The sequence below is a fragment of the Ruminococcus bromii genome, assembly GCF_002834225.1.
GTDB lineage: Bacteria > Bacillota > Clostridia > Oscillospirales > Acutalibacteraceae > Ruminococcoides > Ruminococcoides bromii.
The window spans coordinates 1-21,505 of sequence record NZ_NNSR01000069.1 but is presented as its reverse complement, the minus strand read 5'-3'; the positions used below and the strand labels follow the sequence as shown (position 1 = coordinate 21,505).

Genomic DNA, 21,505 nt, shown 5'->3' with positions numbered 1-21,505 from the left:
GATTAAGCGGATTTTTTTACTTTTACATACGCATAGATGTAGGCAACGGCAATGCTTATCAGAAGAATTGTAACCATAATAATTGTTGAATTGATTCCCTTTATGAATGAGCTTTCAATGATTGTCAAAACTCCGGTAACTACAAAGGCAATTCCGCCGGCTCGGTTTGATTCATACCACGCCAAGTCACTGCTTTGAGTCCATGATGTTTTTACTCCGATAAACGAATTTCGTTTTGTTTTCGGAAGAAAGTTGCCTGCAATAATCAACATTAAACCCATAACCGTATTTATAATGAACGGCACATTATCTGTAAAAGTTGTGCTGTCGGGCTTTAAAATTGCTAGAATAAGAAACATCAATTGAAGAATATTGAAAGCCGCAATGATTGATGTCACAAGTATCGCAGTGATTTTTACATTGTTATTTATCTTTTCAACGCTGTTTGTGCTGTATTTAGTATATATCTTGGTATACACCATGTAAAATGCGTACATAAACAGAATGATTGCAGGGAGAATGAAGTTTTCGTATTTTGAACCATAACGGTCAACAGCACCGCTTGCGTTGTAGTGCATGGGAACGGTGTCATTCATAAAGAATAAAAATACGGAAGTAAGCAAAGTGGGCAATATGGAAAGTGCAAGCATAATTTTATTCAGCTTTTTCATAAAATCAACTCCTAAAATTGTTTAAGCCACATTATGAGTTCGTCAAACAGGGTTGTGTTAAGCTCATAATAAACATAATTTTTTTCTTTTGATTCAATCACCAGGTCGTTTTTCTTCAACAGATTGAGGTGATATGAAAGCGATGCAGGTGAAATTCCAAGTTCTTCGGCAATATCGCCTGCAATCATTTTTTTGCCTTTCAGCATTGTCAGAATATTTCTTCTTATCGGATCTGAAAGTGCTTTAAGTGTACCGTTCAGTGACAAGCAGATACCTCCTCACAAAGTCCTATTACATCTATTTAAAAAATATTTTAAATAGCTTGTAGCTTTATTATAGCCTGATTTACCGAAAAGTCAAGAACTATTTAAAAATATTTTTAAATAGCCTTAAAATACCTCTGACGAATATTGCAGAAAAAATAAAAATTTCTCTTGATTTTCTTTGTTGAGTGGTATATAATAATATTTAGTTAGCACAAGCTAACTCTTTTGAATAAATCATGTGGACTTCCCTTGCGGGTACCGAAAGCCTTTACTCGGGAGGATGTGCTTACCTCCCGACAGGGTGTTTCAAAATCAGTTGAAAATATTAACACGGTAATTAACGGTAAAGCAGTCGGTACGGACGCTTTCAATGTTAAAAAAGATTGATTGATAAGACAGTTTGTTTTCATAAATATTTTCTCTAATGTTACAGGGCAGAGTCGTTTTTTCGGCTCTGTTTTGTTTTTGCTGAAAACTCAGAATAACAAAATATTGACAATTTGCAAATTTTCATCAAAACGGTTATGTTCTTAAAACAGTCAATAATAATCGGATAATGTGAAATACTTATTATTTGGTTATAAAATTATGCTGTAATAAAATAGGACAAAATCAATACTGTGCATTGTGTAAAGTTTTTTCAAAACAAAAGCGTCTTTATTTCGTCATTCCTATACATTTACATTCACAAATCGCTGTGCTATAATCTAGTGCAGAAGTACCGCACCGCTTAGCGATGCGGTACTTCTCAGGGTTTCAGTCTAATGACTGAAATCCTGAGAAGCTATCGCTCCTTTGCACAGATTGCAATCTATCGCACACTCTGCTCCTTGCAAGCAAAGCAGAGTGTTGCTCTGATTTAAATCTGTTTGCTATATACAACATACTCTGCATTTGAACAATCAAAATCAGAGTGTTGCCAAGACTTAAATTTAAACGAAAAAGATATTAAAAACATAAAAATTTTTGATAAGAAGTGTGAATGTTATGAATGGTTCAAAATCTGTTAGAAATCTGACTCAGGGAAAAATTTCAAGTCAGATTTTATTTTTTGCAATTCCCGTAATAATCGGCAACCTTTTACAGGAGCTTTACAATGTTGTCGATACGCTGATTGTCGGTCAGACTCTCGGTGAAATCAAGCTTGCGGCTGTCGGTTCAACGAGTTCGCTCAACTTTTTTGCACTCGGATTTTTCATAGGACTTTCCGCCGGCTGTTCGGTAATCACTTCACAGCATTTCGGTGCAAACGATATGGAACGGGTGAAAAAGAGCGTTGCCGCCCACATAATAATTGGCGTTGTGTCGGCTGTTGTGCTTACTGTTTCGTTTGTACTTCTTGTTAATCCGCTGCTTACAATGCTCGGAACAACCTCGGATACATTCGAGTATGCAAGCAGATATCTTACAATAATTTACCTCGGAATCCCCGCCACAATGCTCTACAACCTTACGGCATCACTCCTGCGTTCGGTTGGTGACAGCAAAACTCCGCTTTATCTGTTGCTCTTTTCATCCGTAATGAATGTGGGACTTGACCTGTTATTTATCATAGTGTTCAGGTGGGATGTTTCGGGTGCGGCAATTGCAACGGTAATCTCTCAGCTTGTGTCGGCAGTTCTCTGTTGCGTGTACATTTTTTTCAAGGTGAAAATGCTTTTGCCGAACAGAAACAGCTTTAAAAATTTGACTTTAACTGTACGGGACGAACTAAAAGTTGGTTTCCCGATGGGACTTCAAAACTCAGTAATTTCAATCGGAATGATGGTTTTGCAGTATTTCGTAAATCAGTTCGGTTCATATGCCGTTGCCGCCTACACAATCGGCAACCGTGTTCAGCTCCTCATCCAGAATCCGATGAACTCAATGAGTACGGTTATCGCAACATTTGCAGGTCAGAACGAGGGCGCAGGAAGATATGACAGAATCAAAAAAGGCGTCAATTTCTGCCTGTTAATTTGCATTATATATTCAATTGTAATAGGTGCGGTTTCAATGATTTTTGCTCAGCCGATAACAGGAATCTTCACAAGCGGAAGCTCACAGCAGACTATTGATTATTCCGTTCAGTTTATCTTCTGGAACTGCCCGTTTGAGTGGTCACTTGCAATGCTGTTTATATACCGTGGAACAATTCAGGGACTTAAAAACGGCATTGTGCCTATGATCGGTTCGCTTATCGAAGTTGTTATGCGAATTATGACGCCCGTCATTTTCAGTTCTGTGATAGGTTACGCGTCAATCTGTGTTGCCGGTCCTGCCGCATGGACAGGAAGTATGCTCCTTATGATTGCGGTTTATTATGTTAAAATAAGAAAACTTTCAAAGACGAAAACTGTTGTGGCAAATTAATCCTTTATGTGGTACAATATTCCCTGTGATTATAGTAACGAAAGGGATTTTTATGATTTGCTTTAAAAAAGTCACAAAACAAATTTGTAATTATAAATCTGTAAAAGAATTATACCTTTCCGCATTTCCTGCCGTTGAGAGAGTACCGTTTTGGCTTTTGATGAAAAAATCAAAGAATGACGGTGCAGATTTCTACGCAATTTATGATGAAGAAAAGTGGATTGGACTTATCTATGCAATCACTGACGGCGAAGTTATCTATGTGTACTACTATGCAATTTCCGAAAAGGAGAGGGGACACGGAATCGGAGTTGCCGTGCTTGATGAATTTAAAAATTTGTATAATGGCAAAAGAATTTTTCTTGCAATTGAACAGCTTGAAGAAGAAAATGCCCCCAATCAAAAACAGCGAATGAGTCGTTATAAATTCTATCAGCGTTGCGGATTTTTAAGGTTGAATGCAAAGATTGTTGAGGCGAAAATAACATTTGATGTTATGGCATACGGCGGTGAAGTCAATCCCGAAAGCTATAACAAAATGATGAAAAAATATCTCGGCAAAATTATGTCGCACTTCATTAAAACAGAAATGAAGGGCAGCGGAAAATATTTCAAATAATAAAAACGGGACAGCACGATTTCATATGTGCTGTCCCTGTTTTGTTGTGTAGTTAATTATAGTGTTCCGAATAATGATGTGCCTTGTCAAGAAGCATATCCTTAACCTTCATCAGCCTGGTACGGCTGCTGCGGTCATTTTCTTCAAGCTTCATCGAGATGTATTTGATTGTTTCCTGATATCTCGGAATCATAACATGCTCAAGCGAATTAACACGGCGGCGTGTCTTTTCAATTTCTGCCGACATAAGCTCACAGCTTTTTTCAATTTCAGCGAGCCTTATCAGGTCGGGCAAAAGCTCGTTGAGCGACATAACCGCATCATCAAGTTCAAACGAAGTAAACGCAAAACCGTAGGGGAAAATATCGCTCTCGTTGCTTGTTCGTGTGCTTGATGAAAACTGCGGAATATCAACGCTCATAACATTTTTTGAAGAAAGCTCAAGGTCAATTCTCTGCTTTGGTGACATCAACGAGGCGTCCAAAGCTTCTTTTGACATAACCGCACTTGCATTCACAAAGTGGTTGTTGCACTCTGCAAGCTCTCTTTCAATCTTCTCGCGAAGCTCCTTGTTTTCTCTTACAAGGTCAAGAAATCGGCGCATCAGCTCGTCACGCTTGTCTTTTAACATTTTATGACCACGGGTTGCGGTTGCAAGCTGTTTTTTCAGCTTTGTCAACTGCATACGGGTGGGATTAACATTCATAACTGCCATTAGCAAACACCTTCAATGCGATTATTCTTTACCGTAAAACTCGTCAAGCATATCGTCCTTAATTCGTTTAAGTTCACTTCTCGGAAGAATATGCAAAAGTTTCCAGCCGATGTCAAGTGTTTCTTCAATTGAACGGTTTGCGTCATAACCCTGTGAAACATACTCACGCTCAAATGCCTCGGCAAATTCGGCATACTTTTTATCCATATCGGTAAGAGCCGCCTCGCCGAGAATTACCATAAGCTCTCTTGCGTCTTTGCCTCTTGCATAAGCGGCAAAAAGCTGGTTCATGGTTGCGGCGTGGTCTTTACGGGTTCTGTCTGGACCGATGCCCTTGTCTTTAAGTCTTGAAAGTGACGGAAGAACATCAATCGGCGGAGTAATTCCCTTTCGGTAAAGCTCACGGGATAGGATAATCTGACCTTCTGTGATGTAACCTGTAAGGTCGGGAATTGGGTGAGTCTTGTCATCTTCGGGCATTGTTAGAATCGGAATAAGAGTGATTGAACCCTCTTTGCCTTTAAGTCTGCCGGCTCTTTCATACAATGTTGCAAGGTCTGTGTACATATAACCCGGATAGCCTCGTCTGCCCGGAACTTCTTTTCTTGCGGCAGAAACCTCACGGAGCGCATCAGCATAGTTTGTGATGTCGGTCATAATAACGAGAACATGCATTCCTCTGTCAAATGCAAGATATTCAGCCGCCGTGAGTGCCATTTTAGGAGTTGCAATACGCTCAATGGCAGGGTCGTTTGCAAGGTTTACAAACATTACGGTTCTGTCAATAGCGCCTGTTTCCTTGAATGACTGAACAAAGTAGTCGGATTCTTCAAATGTAATACCCATTGCGGCAAATACAACGGCAAACTGTTCGTCCTTGCCTCTTACAGCCGCCTGTCTTGCAATCTGAGCGGCAAGCTGGGCATGGGGCAGACCCGATGCCGAGAAGATAGGCAGCTTCTGTCCTCTTACAAGTGTGTTAAGTCCGTCAATTGCTGAGATGCCTGTCTGAATAAACTCCTGCGGATAGTTTCTTGCGGCAGGGTTCATAGGTGTGCCGTTGATGTCAAGTCTTTTTTCGGGAATAAGAGCAGGACCGCCGTCAATCGGATTTCCAAGACCGTCAAATACTCTTGAAAGCATATCGGGAGATACGGGAAGTTCCATTGAACGACCTAAAAATCTTACCTTTGAATTTGCAAGGTTAATGCCTGCGGCTGATTCAAAAAGCTGAACAAGTGCGTTTGAGCCGTCAACCTCAAGAACCTTGCAACGGCGTGTTTCACCGTTCGGAAGTTCAATTTCGCCGAGTTCGTCATATGTTACTCCCTCAACATCACTAACCATCATAAGAGGACCTGCAACCTCTCGTATTGTGCGGTATTCCTTTGGCATCAGTCCTCACTCCTTTCAAGTACATCCTTAATTTCCGAATCAAGCAGAGCCTTGATTGACTCGAACTCGTCCCGAACCTTATCCTCGGGTACATATTTATATCTTCCTATGCGTTCACGAACAGGAAGATTGACAAGCATTTCAATGTCTGCACCGTTTGCAAGAGCCTCTTTTGCCTTGTCATAGTAGGCAAGAATTGCCCTCATCATAAGCACCTGCTTGCCGAGAGATGTGTATGTGTCTGTCGGGTCAAATGCGTTTTGGTGCAAGTAGTCCTCACGGATTGAACGGGAAGTTTCAAGCTTAAGTCTGTCGGGTGCGGAAAGTGCGTCCATACCGACAAGGTTTACAATTTCCTGAAGCTCGCTTTCTTCCTGCAACAGCGACATAAGTCTGCCGCGAAGCTCCATAAAGTCGGGAGCGGCATTCTTTGAAAACCAATCTGCAAGCTGGTCTGTATAAAGCGAATAACTTGTCAGCCAGTTGATTGCAGGAAAGTGCCGCTTGTAAGCAAGGTTTGCGTCAAGTCCCCAGAACACCTTAACGATTCTGAGTGTTGCCTGTGATACAGGCTCAGAGATATCGCCGCCCGGAGGTGATACAGCACCGATAACCGAGAGTGCACCTTCCGTGTCCTCACTGCCGTTTACGATAACACGGCCTGCTCTTTCATAGAACTGTGCAAGTCGGCTGCCGAGGTATGCGGGATAACCCTCTTCACCCGGCATTTCTTCAAGACGGCCGGACATTTCACGGAGAGCCTCTGCCCAGCGGGATGTTGAGTCAGCCATAAGTGCAACCGTGTAACCCATATCACGGAAATACTCTGCAATTGTAATGCCTGTGTAGATAGATGCCTCACGGGCGGCAACAGGCATATCGGATGTGTTTGCAATAAGCACGGTTCTCTCCATAAGAGAGTTGCCTGTGCGTGGATCTTTAAGTTCGGGGAACTCGTTAAGAACATCGGTCATCTCGTTGCCACGCTCACCGCAACCGATATATACGATAATATCGGCAGCCGCCCACTTTGCAAGCTGATGCTGAACAACGGTTTTGCCCGAACCGAACGGTCCCGGAACTGCGGCTACACCACCCTTTGCAAGCGGAAAGAGTGTGTCGATAGGTCTTTGACCTGTGGTAAGAAGAATGTCGGGGGAGAGCTTTCTTTTGTACGGTCTGCCCACACGAACAGGCCATTTTGTACACATATTAATCTCAACATTGCCCTTGTCTGTTTTGAGAACGGCAACCGTTTCGTCAATTGTAAAATCGCCCTCGCTGATGCTTTCAACAACACCGCCTGTTTTGTTAGGAACAAGAATCCTGTGGAGAACAGCGTGTGTTTCCTGAACAGTACCGAGTGTGTCGCCTGCCGCAACTGTGTCGCCCTTTTTAACAAGGGGAGTAAAGTGCCACTTCTTTTTGTGATCAAGTGATGGAACATCAACACCTCTTTTGAGGTTTGTGCCGGCAACCTTCATAATCTCGTTAAGCGGTCGCTGAATACCGTCATAAATTGAACCGATAAGTCCCGGACCGAGTTCAACGGAAAGCGGAGCGCCTGTGGATTCAACAATCTCACCGGGTCCGAGTCCCGAAGTTTCTTCATATACCTGAATTGATGCCCTGTCGCCGTGCATCTCGATTATTTCACCGATAAGTCGCTGACTGCTTACACGCACAACATCGAACATATCGGCATCACGCATACCCTCGGCAATTACCAGAGGACCTGCTACCTTAGTTATAATTCCAGATTTCAAATTCTTACACCTCAATCATTGAAGATAATGTCCGAACCGACTGCCTTTTCAACGAATGACGACAGTCTTTTTATGCCGATTCCCGTATTGCCTTTTACACCGGGGATAGGAATAACGGCAGGAATGAGCCTTTCTTCATATCTTTTTCGCTCTTTTTCAACAAGTCCGAACATTTCCTCGGTAATAAAAATTACCGCATAGTTGTCACCGTCAGCAATCTTTCTGAAAAGATGCGGTGCGTTTTCGTTGTCATCACACGGATAAATGTCCATGCCGATTGCCGCAAAGCCCTTTATGCTTTCGCTGTCGCCGATAACGGCAATATTTTTAGCCATAAACTTCACGCAACCTTTCTTTTACGGTTTCATAATTTGTCTTGGTACGGATTCCGCTTGCAATAATGTGAATAACTTTTTTCTCTGTTTCACTTGCAATCAGATAGCCCGTAATCGGATCTGCACCGTCACCGCTCCTTTTGCATTTTTCTTTTGCAAGGCTCATAAGCCTGTTGTCAACAAATTTCTCAAATGCCGACGGAGAAACCTTGTACTCTTCAACAGCCTTGTTACAGCCGTATGCCGAGATTTTTGACAGCACATCAAGCGTTGGTTCAAGTCCCTTTACGCTTGCCTCAATAACCCTTGAACGGGGGAAGTCCTGCACATCACAGATTGCAATTTCAAGAAAATCTTTGTCGCAATCGGCTTTTGCACCTCTTATGGCTGTCTTTACATTATTATAAAATACTGTAGCTTTAAAATATTCGGACATAAATTCGCTGTCGGATTTTTCGGATGTTTTCAGAACAAGCTCCATAAAAGCTCTGTCAAGAACCGCATCGCTGAGTCTTGCGTCACCTGTGTGTGCAAGAATTTCATATGCCTTGTCACAAGATGCGGAAAGTTCTTCGCCCAAAAGTGAAAACTTTCTGTTCTCAACCGCCTGTTTAAGCGTTTCTTCAGAGAAAGTACACGGCTTTACCAAAAGCTGTGAATACGGTCTGTTTGAAAGCGTTCCCTTTAAAACAGCTTTAAGGTTGTGAAGGTCGTTAAGATAGAAGAACGGTGTGAATATTGCAAAATCGGGTGCGGTTCTTTTAAGATATTCCCACACATTTTCACTGTGGGATTTCAAAATATCTTCAATGTTATCACCCTCGCCGTAGCCCTTGTCCGAGAGGTATCTGCAAAGCTCGTTCACATTTTCACAACCGAGCATATGCTCAATGTCGCTGTTTGTAAACAGATTTTTTTCTTTAGCACGGACGGAGCCGATGGAAAATTCATAAGATAATGCCATCATATTCCTCCCTATGCCTTAAAAAGTTCCTGATTTATAAAATCCTCGATAGCGTCACGCTTTTCGGACAATATTGCCGAGAAGTCCATGTTTTCTTCAATGTCACCGCATTTAAGAATAAAACCGCTTTCAATGTCACACGGCGTTTTTGAAAGCTCTGCTTTTACACCGCATTTTTCAAGCCTTGCAAGAAAATCCTTCGGAAGTCGGTTCATATCCTTTTTGTTCAAAAGCACAACACCGCTCATTCCGTTTAACTTTTTTGCAAATGTGTAAATCAGTTCAAAGTAATCTTCATCGGGAAGATTTTTCATTTTATTAAGAATTTCACTGTATGTCTTGTCAATTTCCTCACGCCTTCTCTTTAGGAAAGCGTTGCGTGTTTCAAGGTCGCAACGGCTCTTTGAAGCCGCCTGCATCTGCTTGACCTTTGACTGTGCCCTGTCGGCAATTTCGGCAGAAATCTTGTCGGCATCAAGCTTTGCCTGTGCCATAATCTGTGCGCATTTTTCATTGGTTTCAGCACCTATTTGGCTGATTCTTTCGTCACAGTCAAGACTTATGCGATTTAAAATTTTATCACCGCTGCTCAAAGTGATTCCACCTTTCTTTCATAATTTTCGTTAGTCGGTTATCAGATGTTAAGGTTTGGAACTGTGATAACAACGAGAAGTGAAACGATGAATGAAAGGAGAGCGTAAATCTCAACGAGAGTTACGGAAACCATAGCCTTTGAGAAGTTTGAATCGTCCTTTGCGCTGAGCGCAATACCCGAAACGGCTGCCTTGCCCTGTGCAAAACCTGAAATCATACCGCCGATACCAATAGCAAGTGATGCTGCAAAGTATGCAAGTCCCTGTCCGATTGTCGGAGCTGTGCCGCCGAGAACGCCGCCGCTTACGAGAATAAGGAAGCCTACGATAAATCCGTAAAGTCCCTGAGTACCCGGGAGAAGTGTGAGAACGAGCATTTTACCGAATTTTGATGAGTCCTCGGAAAGAACTCCCATAGCTGCCTGTGCGGCAGAGCCTACACCTCGAGCAGAACCTACGCCTGCAAGTGCTGTTGCTATTGATGCGCCTAAAAGTGCGAAAAATATTCCATTCATTTTGATTTGTCCTCCTGAATTTTAATATATTTACTGTTGAGCTTGAACGGCTTAAACTGTTTGCCGCCGCCCTCATAGAATTTTCCGAACATTTCAACATACTGAAGTCGCATTGTGTGAACATATGAACCGAGTGCGTTGAGTCCGATGTTGATTGCGTGTCCGATGATGAACACAATAATGAGTAAGATAATTCCAAACCAGCTCTTTCCGAACATGGTCGAAAGCATATTGAATACCTGAGCCATAACTCCCGTCGTAAGTCCGAGAGCAAGAAGTCTAGAGTAGCTCAGAAGGTCACTGATGTAACCTGTGATGTCATAGAGAGAGGCAAGTCCGCCGATGACTTTGCCGAATCCCTTTTTGTTTCTGCCCTGTGTGAGAACAAGACCGATTGCGCAAAAAATCGCAATGCCTGTTCCGACATAGACGAGCGTCTGACCAAACGCCATACCTGCCGCCAAAACGGCAAATCCGATAAGCATAAGCATCCAAAGTCCCGTGTCAAAGAACGCTCCGCCGTAATCTTTCTGCCTGAGGCAAACATAGAATTTGCAGCCCATACCGACAAGAATGTGTACAAGACCGAATGCTATTGAAATAATCATCAGCATAAGTGCGTCCTTTTGCGGGTCAATTGTCGGCCACGGGAAGATTTGCTCCATCGTAATGTCTGCACCCGTAAAGTAGTTGTAAAGGGTTGCGGGGGCATCTCCGAAGAAGCTTGCAAAAACAAGTCCCCAGAAAAATGTTGAAATACCGCAATATTGGAACAGCTTCAAGGTGTTTCGCATTTCCTTGTCAGGTTTGAACAGCTTTATTGCAAGTCCTGTTCCTATTACCATTAACAGTCCGTAGCCTGCGTCCGAGAACATCATTCCAAAGAAAAAGTAGAAGAAGAACGCAAGCAACGGCGTTGGATCAATATCGTCATGCGACGGGGGAGAGTACATATTTACAATGCTCTCTGCCGGTGCTGCAAAGCGACTGTTCTTTAGTTTTACAGGAGCTTTTTCCTCGTCAACATCGCCAAATTCAACATAGCATACAGAAACTCGTTCACAAAGCCTTTCAAGCTTTTCACAGTCCTCCTCGGGAATGTAACCCGAAATGACAAAAACATTCCGTGAATGCTGAAGTTCACCGATTACGCTGTATTTATCGGCTCTGATTCTGAAATAATCCTGTGTATCTTTAATATCTTTTCGCCTGTCTGCAAAGGAAATGATTTCCTTTTTTGCATTTTCCGTGTCGTCTTCAAGCTTGTGACTTCTTTCAACAAGCTTTTTTGATTCCGCCAAAGGGGTAAGGCTTGAGTTCGTAACAGGTTTTGCAAAACCGATGTCACGCAGAGCATTTTCTGCAAGCTCCTTTTGAGCAATCGGTGCAAAAAGTACAATGCAGGTAAGCCCCTCGTTTGCAAATTGAATTTCAAAATCAAATTCAAGCTTCGGAGAAGCCTCGGCAAGTGCCTCTGAAAGCGATACCTCGTTGTACTCCTTTTGAATTGAGCCTATGAAAACAGCCGTTGTTTTTGTGTCCTTTGCATTAAGCGGAATATCAAGATTCTTCCACGGCTCAAGCTGTGCAAGAGCGGTTTTTATGCGAATCCGTTCCGCCGCATTATCGGCAATCTGTTTGTTAAGCTCACAAATTCTGTTGCACACATCAATAACTTCGCCTGCATTTGATGCGATAACTCCGATTTCATCGGGATCAATCTCCCGCCGTCCGCAAAATGCGGAAAGCATACTTTTCTTTTCGGGAGAGTTGCTGTCGAGAATTTTCAGAGCGTTTTCACTGAGAGTAACATTCCGCTCGAAAATCTGAATTTGTGAGGTCATATCAATCTTGCCGAAACCTTTTCTGCAGGTTTCGGTCTTTTCAATCTGAACCAAACCCGAATCCTGCAAATGTTCAAGAAGTCGCTTTCTGTCCTGTCTTAGGGCAATAATCCGAACCGACTTCATTTTAAGTTTTGCCAATTTCTATCACCACGCTTCTTTCATTGCAACCGTTTTAAAGAGAGAGCCTTTGTATAGCCCCGTCAATAACACGCTTGCGGTTTTTGTCTGCAGTCCGAGAGAGAATGTCGCACTCAAGATTTGCCTTTTCAGAGGCTTTCTCAAGCTCTTTTTTGCCCTCTTTCGCAGTCTTTTCAAAAAGCATATCGGCATCCTTCTGTGCCTTTTCCTTTGCCGAAAGCACAACCTGTTTGGCATCTGCCTTTGTCTGTTCAACCCTTTCTGCTGATTCTGCTCGTGCATTTGCCTCACGCTGTCTGCAATCCTCTTCGGCATTGTAAATGGCGTCCAGCATATCTTTTGCCATTGTTATCCTCCTTTGCTAAAAATTGCATAAAAATATTTTTGAAGAATACACTATTTTGTTTATTCTATTCCTAGATTGTAGCACAATTATTTTAAAAAAGCAATCAACATACATTAAAGTTTGCCCAGTTTTTTATTATTTTCTTCCCTGTGACCGCATTTGCGAGTGGTTTTACAGCATTAATTTGCGATAAAAGAAAAAACACCGCATAATACGGTGTTTAAAAAATTAACTTGCTTATTATCTTGCTTACTATCTTGCTTACTGACTTGCTTATTATCTTGCGTGTTGTGGGTAAAACAGCGATTTTTAGTCTGTAAAACAGAAGAAAGCCGTCCCCAAAAAATTCGGAGCGGCTTTCAAAGCTACGGTTATTCGGCAGGCGTCCCATTCTCCTGCATCTCTCAAGGTTTCCCTTTGTCAAGCCATCGGCGTGTGGACGGGGACGAAATTTTCCACCTCGAATAACTTCTGAATTTATTCTAACATTATTTTAATAAAATTGCTAATAAATCAAGGTTGAAATCCGATGCGAAAAGTTGTATTATGTGAGGGTAATAACAAGATGGCAATATGCATGGAGGATTGTGTATTTATGAAAGAAATCAAGACAAATGTAATGAGAATTTTAGACAAAGAAAAGGTTGAATATACTCACCATGAATATCCCCACGGCAAGGATGCCGTTGACGGAGTAACGGTTGCAACACTTATGAATCAAAATCCCGATTATGTGTTCAAAACTCTTGTAACAAAGGGCATGGGCAGAGATTATTATGTTTTCGTAGTTCCTGTTGACCATGAGCTTGACCTTAAAAAATGTGCCAAGAGCGTAGGTGAAAAGTCGGTTGAAATGATTCCCGTAAAGGATATTACAAAGGTCACGGGTTATGTGCGTGGAGGCTGTTCACCTCTCGGAATGAAAAAGCAGTTCAAGACAACCTTTCACATTACAGCAGAGTCAATTCCGAAAATCATTGTCAGCGCAGGAAAAATCGGTTATCAAATTGATTTAAAACCAGAAGATTTAATCCGTCTTACAAACGGTCAATGTGCCGATATTATAAAGGACTGACCTGATATTCAAAAAACAACACCCCCGACTGTGCCAAACGGTTTAGTCGGGGGTGTATTTTATTAATATGATTTATTCGTCAATAAATTCAAGGTCTTCGTCACTTACTTTTTTGAGTTCTTTTTTATTGAACAAATCGTAAATAACGGGAACAATGTAGAGCGTCATAAATGTTGCGTAGAGCAAACCTCCGATGCAGACAATTGCGATAGGCTGCATCATTTCTGCACCTGTGCCTATGCCGAGAGCCATAACAACAAGACCGAGAACGGTTGTGAGTGCCGTTATGAGGATAGGACGCATACGGGTTTTGCCCGCCTCAACAATTGACTCAATTCTTTCTTTGCCGTCAATACGAAGTTTGTTGATGTAGTCAACAAGTACGATACCGTTGTTTACAATGATACCGCAGAGCATTACAAAACCGACAAGTGATACAACGCTGATGTCAAATCCTGCGATTAAAAGTGCGAGGAAACCGCCCGTAAATGCAAGCGGAATTGTAAACATAATAATGAACGGTGATTTAAGGCTCTGGAACTGTGCAACCATAATGAGGTAGATGAGAATAATGCCGAGCAACAGCATAAGCATAAGCTGTGAAACTGCCTCCATTGTCATTTTGTCTGTACCTGCGTAGTCGATTGAACAGCTTTTCGGGAGCTTGTAATCGTTCATTGCGGATTTTACATTGTTTGAAACAGATGTAAGAGTGTAGCCGTCCTTGACTTCTGCGCTGATTGTAAGGTAACGCTTTTGATTTTCACGGCTGATTTTATCCATAGTTTCCGACTTTGAAATATCCGAAACAGAGGAGAGTTTAACGGTCTTTTCGTTACCGCTCTTATCCGTATAAGTTATGTCGAGGTCACGGAGATTTTTCGGAGTAACGGTTTCGCTGTCGTCCTTTACAACCACAACATTCATATCATTGCCGTCATCATTCGTAATAGTGGCAGCGTTTTTTTCTGTTGAAATTGCAGCGGCAACCTGCTGATAAACCTGTGCAATGGTAAGTCCCTTTTCAGCGGCTTTTGACTTGTCAACAGTAACCTTGATTTCGGGAGAAACAGCACCGATGCCGTTGTCAACCGATGCAACGCCTTTAACCTTTTCAAGTGTCTTGCCGATATCCTCGGCAGTGCTTTTGAGTGTGTCAAGGTCGTCACCGTAGAGCGTAATCTGAACGGAACCGTCACCCATAAGGCTTGACATTGAACTTGAAGTGCCGCCGCTTACGGTAGCCTCACCGTCAAGGCTTTCAAGATCCTTTTCAATCTTCTTTGAAATCTCACCGCTCTGTTTTGTAAAATCATCCTTGAGAACGGCATATGCCATAAGTGAGCCGGCATCATTTGACGATGAACCGCCTGTAAGTCCCATAAGGCTTGACGAACTGCCCGCCATAACGCCTACGGTTTCAAACTGGTCATATTTTGAAAGCAAATCGTTGAGCTTTTCGCCCTCTTTAACTGTTTCTTCAAAGGTTGCGTTATCGTCAAGCTTCAATGATACCTGAATCTGTGTACTGCTCATATCGGGCATAAAGCTGAAACCTCTCATCAGACAAAGACCTGCACTTGTAAAGAGAAGTGCAACTGCAACGAGAATTGCAGGAACTTTGTGCTTTAATACGAAACGAAGTGAGCGTTCATATGCCTTCTTGATTTTTCCGTCCTTCGGAGCGGAATTAGGTTTCATCTTGCGGAGCATTCTCTGTCCCATGGCCGGAACAAGCGTCAGCGCAACAATAAGGCTTGCAAGAAGTGAATATGTAACCGTGAGTGCAAGGTCAACAAACAGCTGACGGGTGATACCTTCAACAAATACAATCGGCAGGAACACGCATACTGTGGTGAGAGTTGACGCCGTAATTGCGCCGGCAACCTGTCTTGCACCGTTAAGTGCCGCCTTAATCGGCGAAACGCCCATGCTTCTCAGTCGGTAGATATTTTCGATAACAACAACCGAGTTGTCAACAAGCATACCGACTCCTATCGCAAGTCCTGACAGCGAAATCATATTGAGTGTTACACCGCTGAAATACATGAGGACAATTGCAAACACAACGCTTATCGGAATTGAGCAGGCAACAATGAGTGTCGGCTTGATATCTCTGAGGAAGAGGAAAAGGATAATAATTGCGAGAACCGCACCCATAAGAAGATTCTGTAATACATTGTTGATTACAAGGTTAATGTAGTCGCCTTCATTATAAAGGTTTGTAAAGTGAAGTCCGTCAACCTCTTTTGAAAGCGAATCAAGCTTTGAATTGATGTTTTCGCAAACGGTAGAAGACGCTGTGTTGCTTGACTTTGAAAAGCTCAATACAATACCGGGGTTGCCGTTGATTCTTGCAAAGGTTTCATCAGAATTATCGGCAACAAAAACATCTGCAACATCTTCAAGATGAATAACTCCTATTCCGTCAATTCCTGTGTCAAATAGCACAAGCGACTTCATCTCTTTTTCATCATTTACCTTGTCGCCGACACGAACCATAAATTTGTTGTTATCGTCATCGGTAACATAGCCTGCCGGCATTGAAAAGTTTTGTGCCGTTAGAATTGAAGAAATGGTATCAAGTGTGACCGTGTTGCTCACATCAGCCTTGCTTTTTGCCTCTTTCTTTTTATCTGCAAGTTCTTTTTCGGATGTTTCAATCTGTTTTTCTGCACTCGAAAGCTGTGTGAGTGCGCTGTTGAGTTCACTCTGTTTTGAAGTGAGAGCTGACATGGCAGAGGACATTTTAAAGTCTGCACTTGACTGTTGTTGTGAAATGAGGGCAAGAGCGGAATCAACCGAAATCGATTTATCGTCAAGTCCCGAAATTGCGTTATCAAGCTGTGCAATACCAGAGTTGATTTGTGAGATTTTCTCCGACATTTCGCTTAATGCAGAATTGATTGCATCTCCCGAAGTTCCGAGCTTTTTAAGTGAATTTTCAACATTTTGAATTGCCTCTGCACTTTTGTTAATGGAATTCTGAACTGTCTGCATTGTTTTTGCGATATCGGGAGCTTTGATTCCGTAAGGCTCAAGCGCCTTGTTAAGCTCGTCAATCTGCTGTTGAAGTGCCTTGTAATCCTCACTGTCGGGGAGAACATCGTTCATTTTCCGAATAATTTCCTGATACTGTTCGTTGAATTTTGAAAGCTGTTCAAGCTTTTGCGTAAGCTGTGACTGCTCGGAAGTCAGCTCATCATAGGTAGTTTTTAGTTCAAGCAAGCCCTGATAGGCGGTTTCAAGCAAGGTCTTTGTTGAGGTAAGGCTTGCCTTTCGGTCAAGCAACTGCATCTTTGCCGACAAAAGCTGTGTTTTACCGCTTTCAGCCTTGTTCTGTGCATCGGCAAGCTGTTTTGAAACAGCCTCCTGCTGTGAGTTGATTTGCTCAATAGATGATGAAATTGTACCCTGACCGTCCTTAGCTTTGCCGATATTATCTTGCAATTCCTTTTTAGCCTTGGCAATTTTGTCCTCCGCATCACCGAATTGATTATCGAGTGCAGCGGAAATCTTCTTATTAAGCTTGTCAAGCTTATCCTGTGAAAGTACGACATTTTCCTGTTCCGTAACAATGCCCTTGTCAGAAACAGAGGCAACACCGTCAATGCCTTCAAGTTCATTCAAAAGTTCGTTTGTGACATAATCCGAAAGCTCTGTCTGCGACTTGCCTTCAAAGTCAACCGCCGTCATTGCAACGGGGAGGATGTTCGGATTGATTTTGATGAGGTAAGGTGTTCCGACTCCGTCAGGCCAATTGCCCTTGATTGTGTCAAGGCTTGAACGCATATCAACAGTTGCGCTGTCCATATTTGTGCCGTCCTCAAATTCAATCATCAAAAGTGAATAGTTGTCCGATGAGGTAGAGGTGATCTCCTTAACACCGTCAATTGCCGACATCGACTGTTCAAGAGGCTTTGAAACCGTTGTTTCAACCGCCTCGGGTGTCTGACCTGCGTAGGTGGTCATAATAACGGCATAGGGAAAGTCCATATTCGGTAAAAGGTCGGGGGTCATCTTAAAAAATGACACAATACCCAGAACCAGAACAAGTACAACCGCAACCAATACCGTCATCGGTTTTTTTACGCTGATTTTTGATAACATGGATTACTCCTTCGTTTGTGCTTTTTATCTATGAGTATATTTCATATTAAATGCAATTTCTACCAACTTAGGTTTACATTTTCTGTTGAAATCGGCCGCAACCGGTTGCATGAATATTAAACTTAATCTGCAATTGCACCTGTTTTGATAATTTCAAGTTTTCTGTGATACTCCCTGTGAACCTCGTCAAAAGGCTTTCCTATTACAAAAACATTGAACACGGCATTCTTCAGCACCTGAGTGAGAATCTGTGAAAGACACTTCACATCTTCATCTGAAGTATATTTAAGGTTACTTCTGTCAAAATTGTTTGTAACGCTGACAAGCTCTGCAACGCCCTTGAAACGGTTGATAAAATATTCCGAAACAAGACTGTCATTTGCCTTTATATTTTTGATGAGATTCTTCATAATGATACTTTGTTTTGCATCCTTTGAACATTCGCATAGAATTTCAAAAAGCAAATCATAAGTTACAAATATGTCGCCGTGAGTGCGAGAGATAACCTCTGTGGCTTTTTCAAGCGAAAAGTTGATAAATGAGCGTGTCATAACCTCCACAAGGTCAACCTTATCGTCAAAGTACTGATAAAAACTGCCTCTCGAAATGTTTGCGTTCTTTATAATATTGTTTATGCTGACTCTCTCTCCCGACGAACCGGCAAATTCATTGAATATTGCGTCCGTGATTCTCTTACGCTTTTCTTCGGGAAGATTATAAAAGGTGTTTTTTATCATAAAAAATCCTCCAAAATAAATGTGACAGGCAGTCATATGACAACCTGTCACAATTTTAACATCGTTTATTTATTGTGTCAATTAAATGTGTTTTAGATTTTGCACATATACGATCAAAAATCTTTGTGCATATTAACAACAAAATTAAGCTTTGCCTTTAAATTTTTCAAAAAATCCTTTGCATCCGCTGTAAATATCGTTGTATGCCTGCTCAAAATCACCGCTGTACCACGGATCCGATACATCACGATTCATACCTGCAAAGCTCATCATCTTGCAAACCTTTCCGTCTTTGTCATCGCCGAAAATTCGCATAGTGTTTCTGATATTATTAGAGTCCATGCAGATGAAATAATCGTACTTGTCATAGTCGGATTTTTTGAGCTGAACAGCCCTCTTGCCGTCACAACCGATTCCGTGTTTTGCAAGCTCACGCTTAGCCGGCGGATAAACAGGATTCCCAATCCCATTCCATATCTCCTCCGTACTTGTAGCGGAAGATTCAATAACAAACCTGTCCGCAATTCCTGCCTTCTTAACCATGTCCCTGAATATAAACTCCGCCATAGGTGACCGACAAATATTCCCATGGCACACAAACATTATCCTTATCATAACAAAATTCCTCCCGATTTGCCGTAATATGCCGTGATTTGCAAGGGTAATTTGAGTATAACAAGAATGAGTATCACTTTTAAAATTCCCTCAAAACACGCAAATCAAGGCAAAATGTGGCATATTAGATTTTCCAAAAGTAGTCAAATAGTAGTCAGTTAGGGGGGTGCAGACTACTTCCAAAATCAACCGTATAACGATAGCTTTTGAGTAGGGGGTGCAAAGTGGATTTTTACTTGTTATAACTCAATGAGAGAATTATAATTTACCAATTTAAGCTATCGTTATTGGGGTTAAAAGATGATTTTATTATAGCATAAAAAACTTTTAGTCACAACAAAACAGCACTCATATCTTAATGATGTGAGTGCATTTTTAATAATCAGATTTTTAGCAATGCAATTGTTGTGAAAGTATTATCCTCACAACTTACTGTGAAATCGCCTGAATATGATTCTGTAATATTTTTTAGGATTTCAATACCAAGTCCTTTATGATTTGGCTTTGTGGATTGTAAATTATCAATGTTATCGGTAATATTATGGTCGCAGTAATTGATGCATTTTACTACAAAGTTATTATCTTTAATTTGCGATGAAAGAATAATAAATACTTTACCTTTATCATTAGAACTAACACAAGACTCTATTGCGTTATCAATTATATTGGTAAACAATCTACAGAGATCTGTGTTTTTGACATTGATGTTATTCGGAACATTCAAGTTGCTTGAAAACTCAATATGATTTGCTTTTATGGTGTCATATTTGTTAATCATAATAATATTGACTAATTCATTGTCACAGAATTTTCTGATTTTGTTGTTCTCAAGAGTTTCGGTCAAATCTTGGATAATTGCGTTTGCTCGTTCACTATTATTATCATTGTTATCATTAACCATAGCTTTTACAACTGTAATCATATTACTGATATCGTGATTCATTTTTCTTGTTTCGGCAATACTTACTTTCATTTTGTTGTAGTATTCAAGTTCTAGTTCGTTCTTTAAATTAGAAAGTTCGAGTGCTTCTTTTAAATCGTGATTTTCAGAATTTACAAGCAAAACTTTGTAAAGTGCGATGTCACATATAACCATACATATGATTGTTGCAATGACAAAAATCCAAAGTATGATATTTGCACTTGTCAGTTCAAAGTTGTTATTGTTATATACGGAAATGGCGATTGCCGAACTGCACATAAGCTGTGAAACTATGATAATATCAAATTGCCACATTCTTGATGAATAATTTTTGTGCTTAAGATTTTTATCAAAAATTTTTTGCATATTAAAAGTAAAATCCAAAGAACAAGAATAGCCACAACATTGCTGAGTACATTTGCAACTTTATCGTCACGCAATGAAAATCCCATAAAAGTAAATAACGCCATAACCGAAAGCTCTGTTATACACATTGAAGCAATGAACAGAACATAGGCTATTGTTTTCTGAGAGATTTTATCGCTGAAACAAGTGAAAAATGTTACGGCAATCACTCCAAATAAAACAATAGGTTTAAATGGATTAGCATTAAATTCCTCGTTTGTTCTGGATAAAAAAGAAATAATCATTGTAAAAACAAAGAACATTCCCATTATAATTTTGTAAATAGGTTTGTCCTTTTTTAATGTAAGCAGTTGCAGTGGATACTGAAGAAAAGTAGCAGTTGTAATTAAGTCTAATATAGTTGCAAAAACAAGTAACATTGTTTATCCTCCGAAATTCATAAGATATAAATTTTTAGCATTTTTAGCGTAAGAATCGCTTATCGGAATAATAGCTCCGTTTGTCAAAGTAAATTGCCCTGATTGATAAGAGGCAATATAATTTGCGTTTACAATATAGCTCTGGTGGCATCTTGCGAAATATTCGGGCAACTCCTTTGGAAAATCAGAAAGTTTTTTGTAGCAACGATAGATTTTGTCGTCGGTGATAATTTCACAAACTCGTTTAGAACTTTGGATGTATAGGATACTGTCAATCGGAATCAGGTGTTCTTTAAAATCATAGGAAATTTTTAATTTTGCAGTTTTTTTCTTATATTCATTTTCAGCCTGTTTAATGAAAAAGTTCAGAATGTTGTACTGAATCGGTTTTTCAAGAAATCCCTGTGGAGTAATATGCTCATAAATATTTTCATAGTACACATTTCCATAGCCTGTTATAAAAATAATTTTTATGTTAGATTGATCTTTTTGAATATCTTCCGCAAGAAAAATTCCGTTGTCATCTTTGAGAACAATGTCAATAATCAACAAATCAATATTTTCTGAATGTATTACATTCAGAGCCTCTTCTCTGTTAATAGAAACAAATACTTCGTGTTTAAACTTATTTTTTATGTATTCTGCAATGCTATTTGCAATTGAAAAATCATCATCACAAACCAATATGTTCATATTTAATTCCCCCTAATTAGCCCATATTGTGAAAGTTTCACTTAAA

The 21,505-nt window shown here is 40.8% G+C and carries 20 protein-coding genes; 3 read left to right on the top strand and 17 right to left on the bottom strand.

Annotation, left to right across the window (positions count from 1 at the left end; all coding sequences use genetic code 11):
- Positions 1-2 precede the first annotated feature (2 nt).
- Positions 3-671: an SdpI family protein gene (locus RBATCC27255_RS07270; RefSeq protein WP_101029378.1), complete on the bottom strand. Its 669-nt coding sequence runs from the start codon at positions 669-671 to the stop codon at positions 3-5.
- Positions 672-682: 11 nt separating this feature from the next.
- A complete protein-coding gene (locus tag RBATCC27255_RS07265; RefSeq protein WP_021883691.1) occupies positions 683-937 on the bottom strand; it encodes an autorepressor SdpR family transcription factor in 255 nt (84 codons plus the stop codon).
- 987 nt (positions 938-1,924) lie between these two features.
- Here RBATCC27255_RS07265 and RBATCC27255_RS07260 point away from each other — a divergent pair.
- Both RBATCC27255_RS07260 and RBATCC27255_RS07255 read left to right on the top strand, forming a co-directional pair.
- Positions 1,925-3,289: an MATE family efflux transporter gene (locus RBATCC27255_RS07260; protein ID WP_101029377.1), complete on the top strand. Its 1,365-nt coding sequence runs from the start codon at positions 1,925-1,927 to the stop codon at positions 3,287-3,289.
- Positions 3,290-3,341: 52 nt separating this feature from the next.
- Positions 3,342-3,908: a GNAT family N-acetyltransferase gene (locus tag RBATCC27255_RS07255; RefSeq protein WP_101029376.1), complete on the top strand. Its 567-nt coding sequence runs from the start codon at positions 3,342-3,344 to the stop codon at positions 3,906-3,908.
- A gap of 52 nt (positions 3,909-3,960) precedes the next feature.
- Here RBATCC27255_RS07255 and RBATCC27255_RS07250 read toward each other — a convergent pair whose 3' ends face one another.
- From RBATCC27255_RS07250 to RBATCC27255_RS07210, 9 genes are read right to left on the bottom strand one after another with little or no spacing between them, the layout of a single operon-like run.
- On the bottom strand, positions 3,961-4,623 hold the full coding sequence (locus tag RBATCC27255_RS07250) for a V-type ATP synthase subunit D (protein ID WP_101029375.1): 663 nt from the start codon (positions 4,621-4,623) through the stop codon (positions 3,961-3,963).
- A 21-nt stretch (positions 4,624-4,644) separates the two neighbouring features.
- On the bottom strand, positions 4,645-6,018 hold the full coding sequence (locus RBATCC27255_RS07245; RefSeq protein ID WP_101029374.1) for a V-type ATP synthase subunit B: 1,374 nt from the start codon (positions 6,016-6,018) through the stop codon (positions 4,645-4,647).
- The gene (locus RBATCC27255_RS07240) at positions 6,018-7,784 is read right to left on the bottom strand and encodes a V-type ATP synthase subunit A (protein WP_101029373.1); all 1,767 of its coding nucleotides are present in this window, start codon (positions 7,782-7,784) and stop codon (positions 6,018-6,020) included. The genes RBATCC27255_RS07245 and RBATCC27255_RS07240 overlap by 1 nt, the downstream gene beginning before the upstream one ends.
- Positions 7,785-7,795: 11 nt before the next feature.
- Complete coding sequence (locus tag RBATCC27255_RS07235) at positions 7,796-8,119, bottom strand: V-type ATP synthase subunit F (protein WP_015523547.1); 324 nt, start codon at positions 8,117-8,119, stop codon at positions 7,796-7,798.
- Positions 8,112-9,083 carry a V-type ATPase subunit gene (locus RBATCC27255_RS07230; protein ID WP_169923293.1) on the bottom strand — a complete coding sequence of 324 codons (972 nt, stop codon included), beginning with the start codon at positions 9,081-9,083 and terminating at the stop codon, positions 8,112-8,114. Before RBATCC27255_RS07230 ends, RBATCC27255_RS07235 begins: the two co-directional genes overlap by 8 nt.
- A gap of 11 nt (positions 9,084-9,094) precedes the next feature.
- Positions 9,095-9,676, bottom strand: a complete 582-nt coding sequence (locus RBATCC27255_RS07225) for a V-type ATP synthase subunit E (protein WP_169923292.1) — start codon at positions 9,674-9,676, stop codon at positions 9,095-9,097.
- Positions 9,677-9,717: 41 nt separating this feature from the next.
- A complete protein-coding gene (locus RBATCC27255_RS07220) occupies positions 9,718-10,191 on the bottom strand; it encodes a V-type ATP synthase subunit K (RefSeq protein ID WP_015523549.1) in 474 nt (157 codons plus the stop codon).
- Positions 10,188-12,176 carry a V-type ATP synthase subunit I gene (locus RBATCC27255_RS07215; protein ID WP_101029370.1) on the bottom strand — a complete coding sequence of 663 codons (1,989 nt, stop codon included), beginning with the start codon at positions 12,174-12,176 and terminating at the stop codon, positions 10,188-10,190. Before RBATCC27255_RS07215 ends, RBATCC27255_RS07220 begins: the two co-directional genes overlap by 4 nt.
- 34 nt (positions 12,177-12,210) lie before the next feature.
- A complete protein-coding gene (locus RBATCC27255_RS07210) occupies positions 12,211-12,522 on the bottom strand; it encodes a hypothetical protein (RefSeq protein WP_015523550.1) in 312 nt (103 codons plus the stop codon).
- A gap of 595 nt (positions 12,523-13,117) precedes the next feature.
- Between RBATCC27255_RS07210 and ybaK the strand changes: the two genes are divergently transcribed.
- Positions 13,118-13,597 carry a Cys-tRNA(Pro) deacylase gene (ybaK, locus tag RBATCC27255_RS07205; protein ID WP_046432649.1) on the top strand — a complete coding sequence of 160 codons (480 nt, stop codon included), beginning with the start codon at positions 13,118-13,120 and terminating at the stop codon, positions 13,595-13,597.
- Between the two features lie 72 nt (positions 13,598-13,669).
- Here ybaK and RBATCC27255_RS07200 read toward each other — a convergent pair whose 3' ends face one another.
- The 6 genes from RBATCC27255_RS07200 to RBATCC27255_RS07175 form a co-directional block, all read right to left on the bottom strand.
- Positions 13,670-17,707 (bottom strand): efflux RND transporter permease subunit, encoded by a 4,038-nt coding sequence (locus RBATCC27255_RS07200; protein ID WP_101029369.1) that lies wholly within the window; start codon positions 17,705-17,707, stop codon positions 13,670-13,672.
- A 122-nt stretch (positions 17,708-17,829) separates the two neighbouring features.
- Positions 17,830-18,444 carry a TetR family transcriptional regulator gene (locus RBATCC27255_RS07195; RefSeq protein ID WP_169923291.1) on the bottom strand — a complete coding sequence of 205 codons (615 nt, stop codon included), beginning with the start codon at positions 18,442-18,444 and terminating at the stop codon, positions 17,830-17,832.
- Between the two features lie 144 nt (positions 18,445-18,588).
- Entirely contained in the window at positions 18,589-19,047 is a 459-nt protein-coding gene (locus RBATCC27255_RS07190; protein WP_479725153.1) for a low molecular weight protein-tyrosine-phosphatase, read from the bottom strand.
- A 394-nt stretch (positions 19,048-19,441) separates the two neighbouring features.
- Entirely contained in the window at positions 19,442-20,296 is an 855-nt protein-coding gene (locus tag RBATCC27255_RS07185) for a sensor histidine kinase (RefSeq protein WP_169923290.1), read from the bottom strand.
- Positions 20,272-20,766: a hypothetical protein gene (locus RBATCC27255_RS07180; protein ID WP_101029355.1), complete on the bottom strand. Its 495-nt coding sequence runs from the start codon at positions 20,764-20,766 to the stop codon at positions 20,272-20,274. The genes RBATCC27255_RS07185 and RBATCC27255_RS07180 overlap by 25 nt, the downstream gene beginning before the upstream one ends.
- A gap of 3 nt (positions 20,767-20,769) precedes the next feature.
- On the bottom strand, positions 20,770-21,459 hold the full coding sequence (locus RBATCC27255_RS07175; protein ID WP_101029356.1) for a LytR/AlgR family response regulator transcription factor: 690 nt from the start codon (positions 21,457-21,459) through the stop codon (positions 20,770-20,772).
- Between the last annotated feature and the right edge of the window lie 46 nt (positions 21,460-21,505).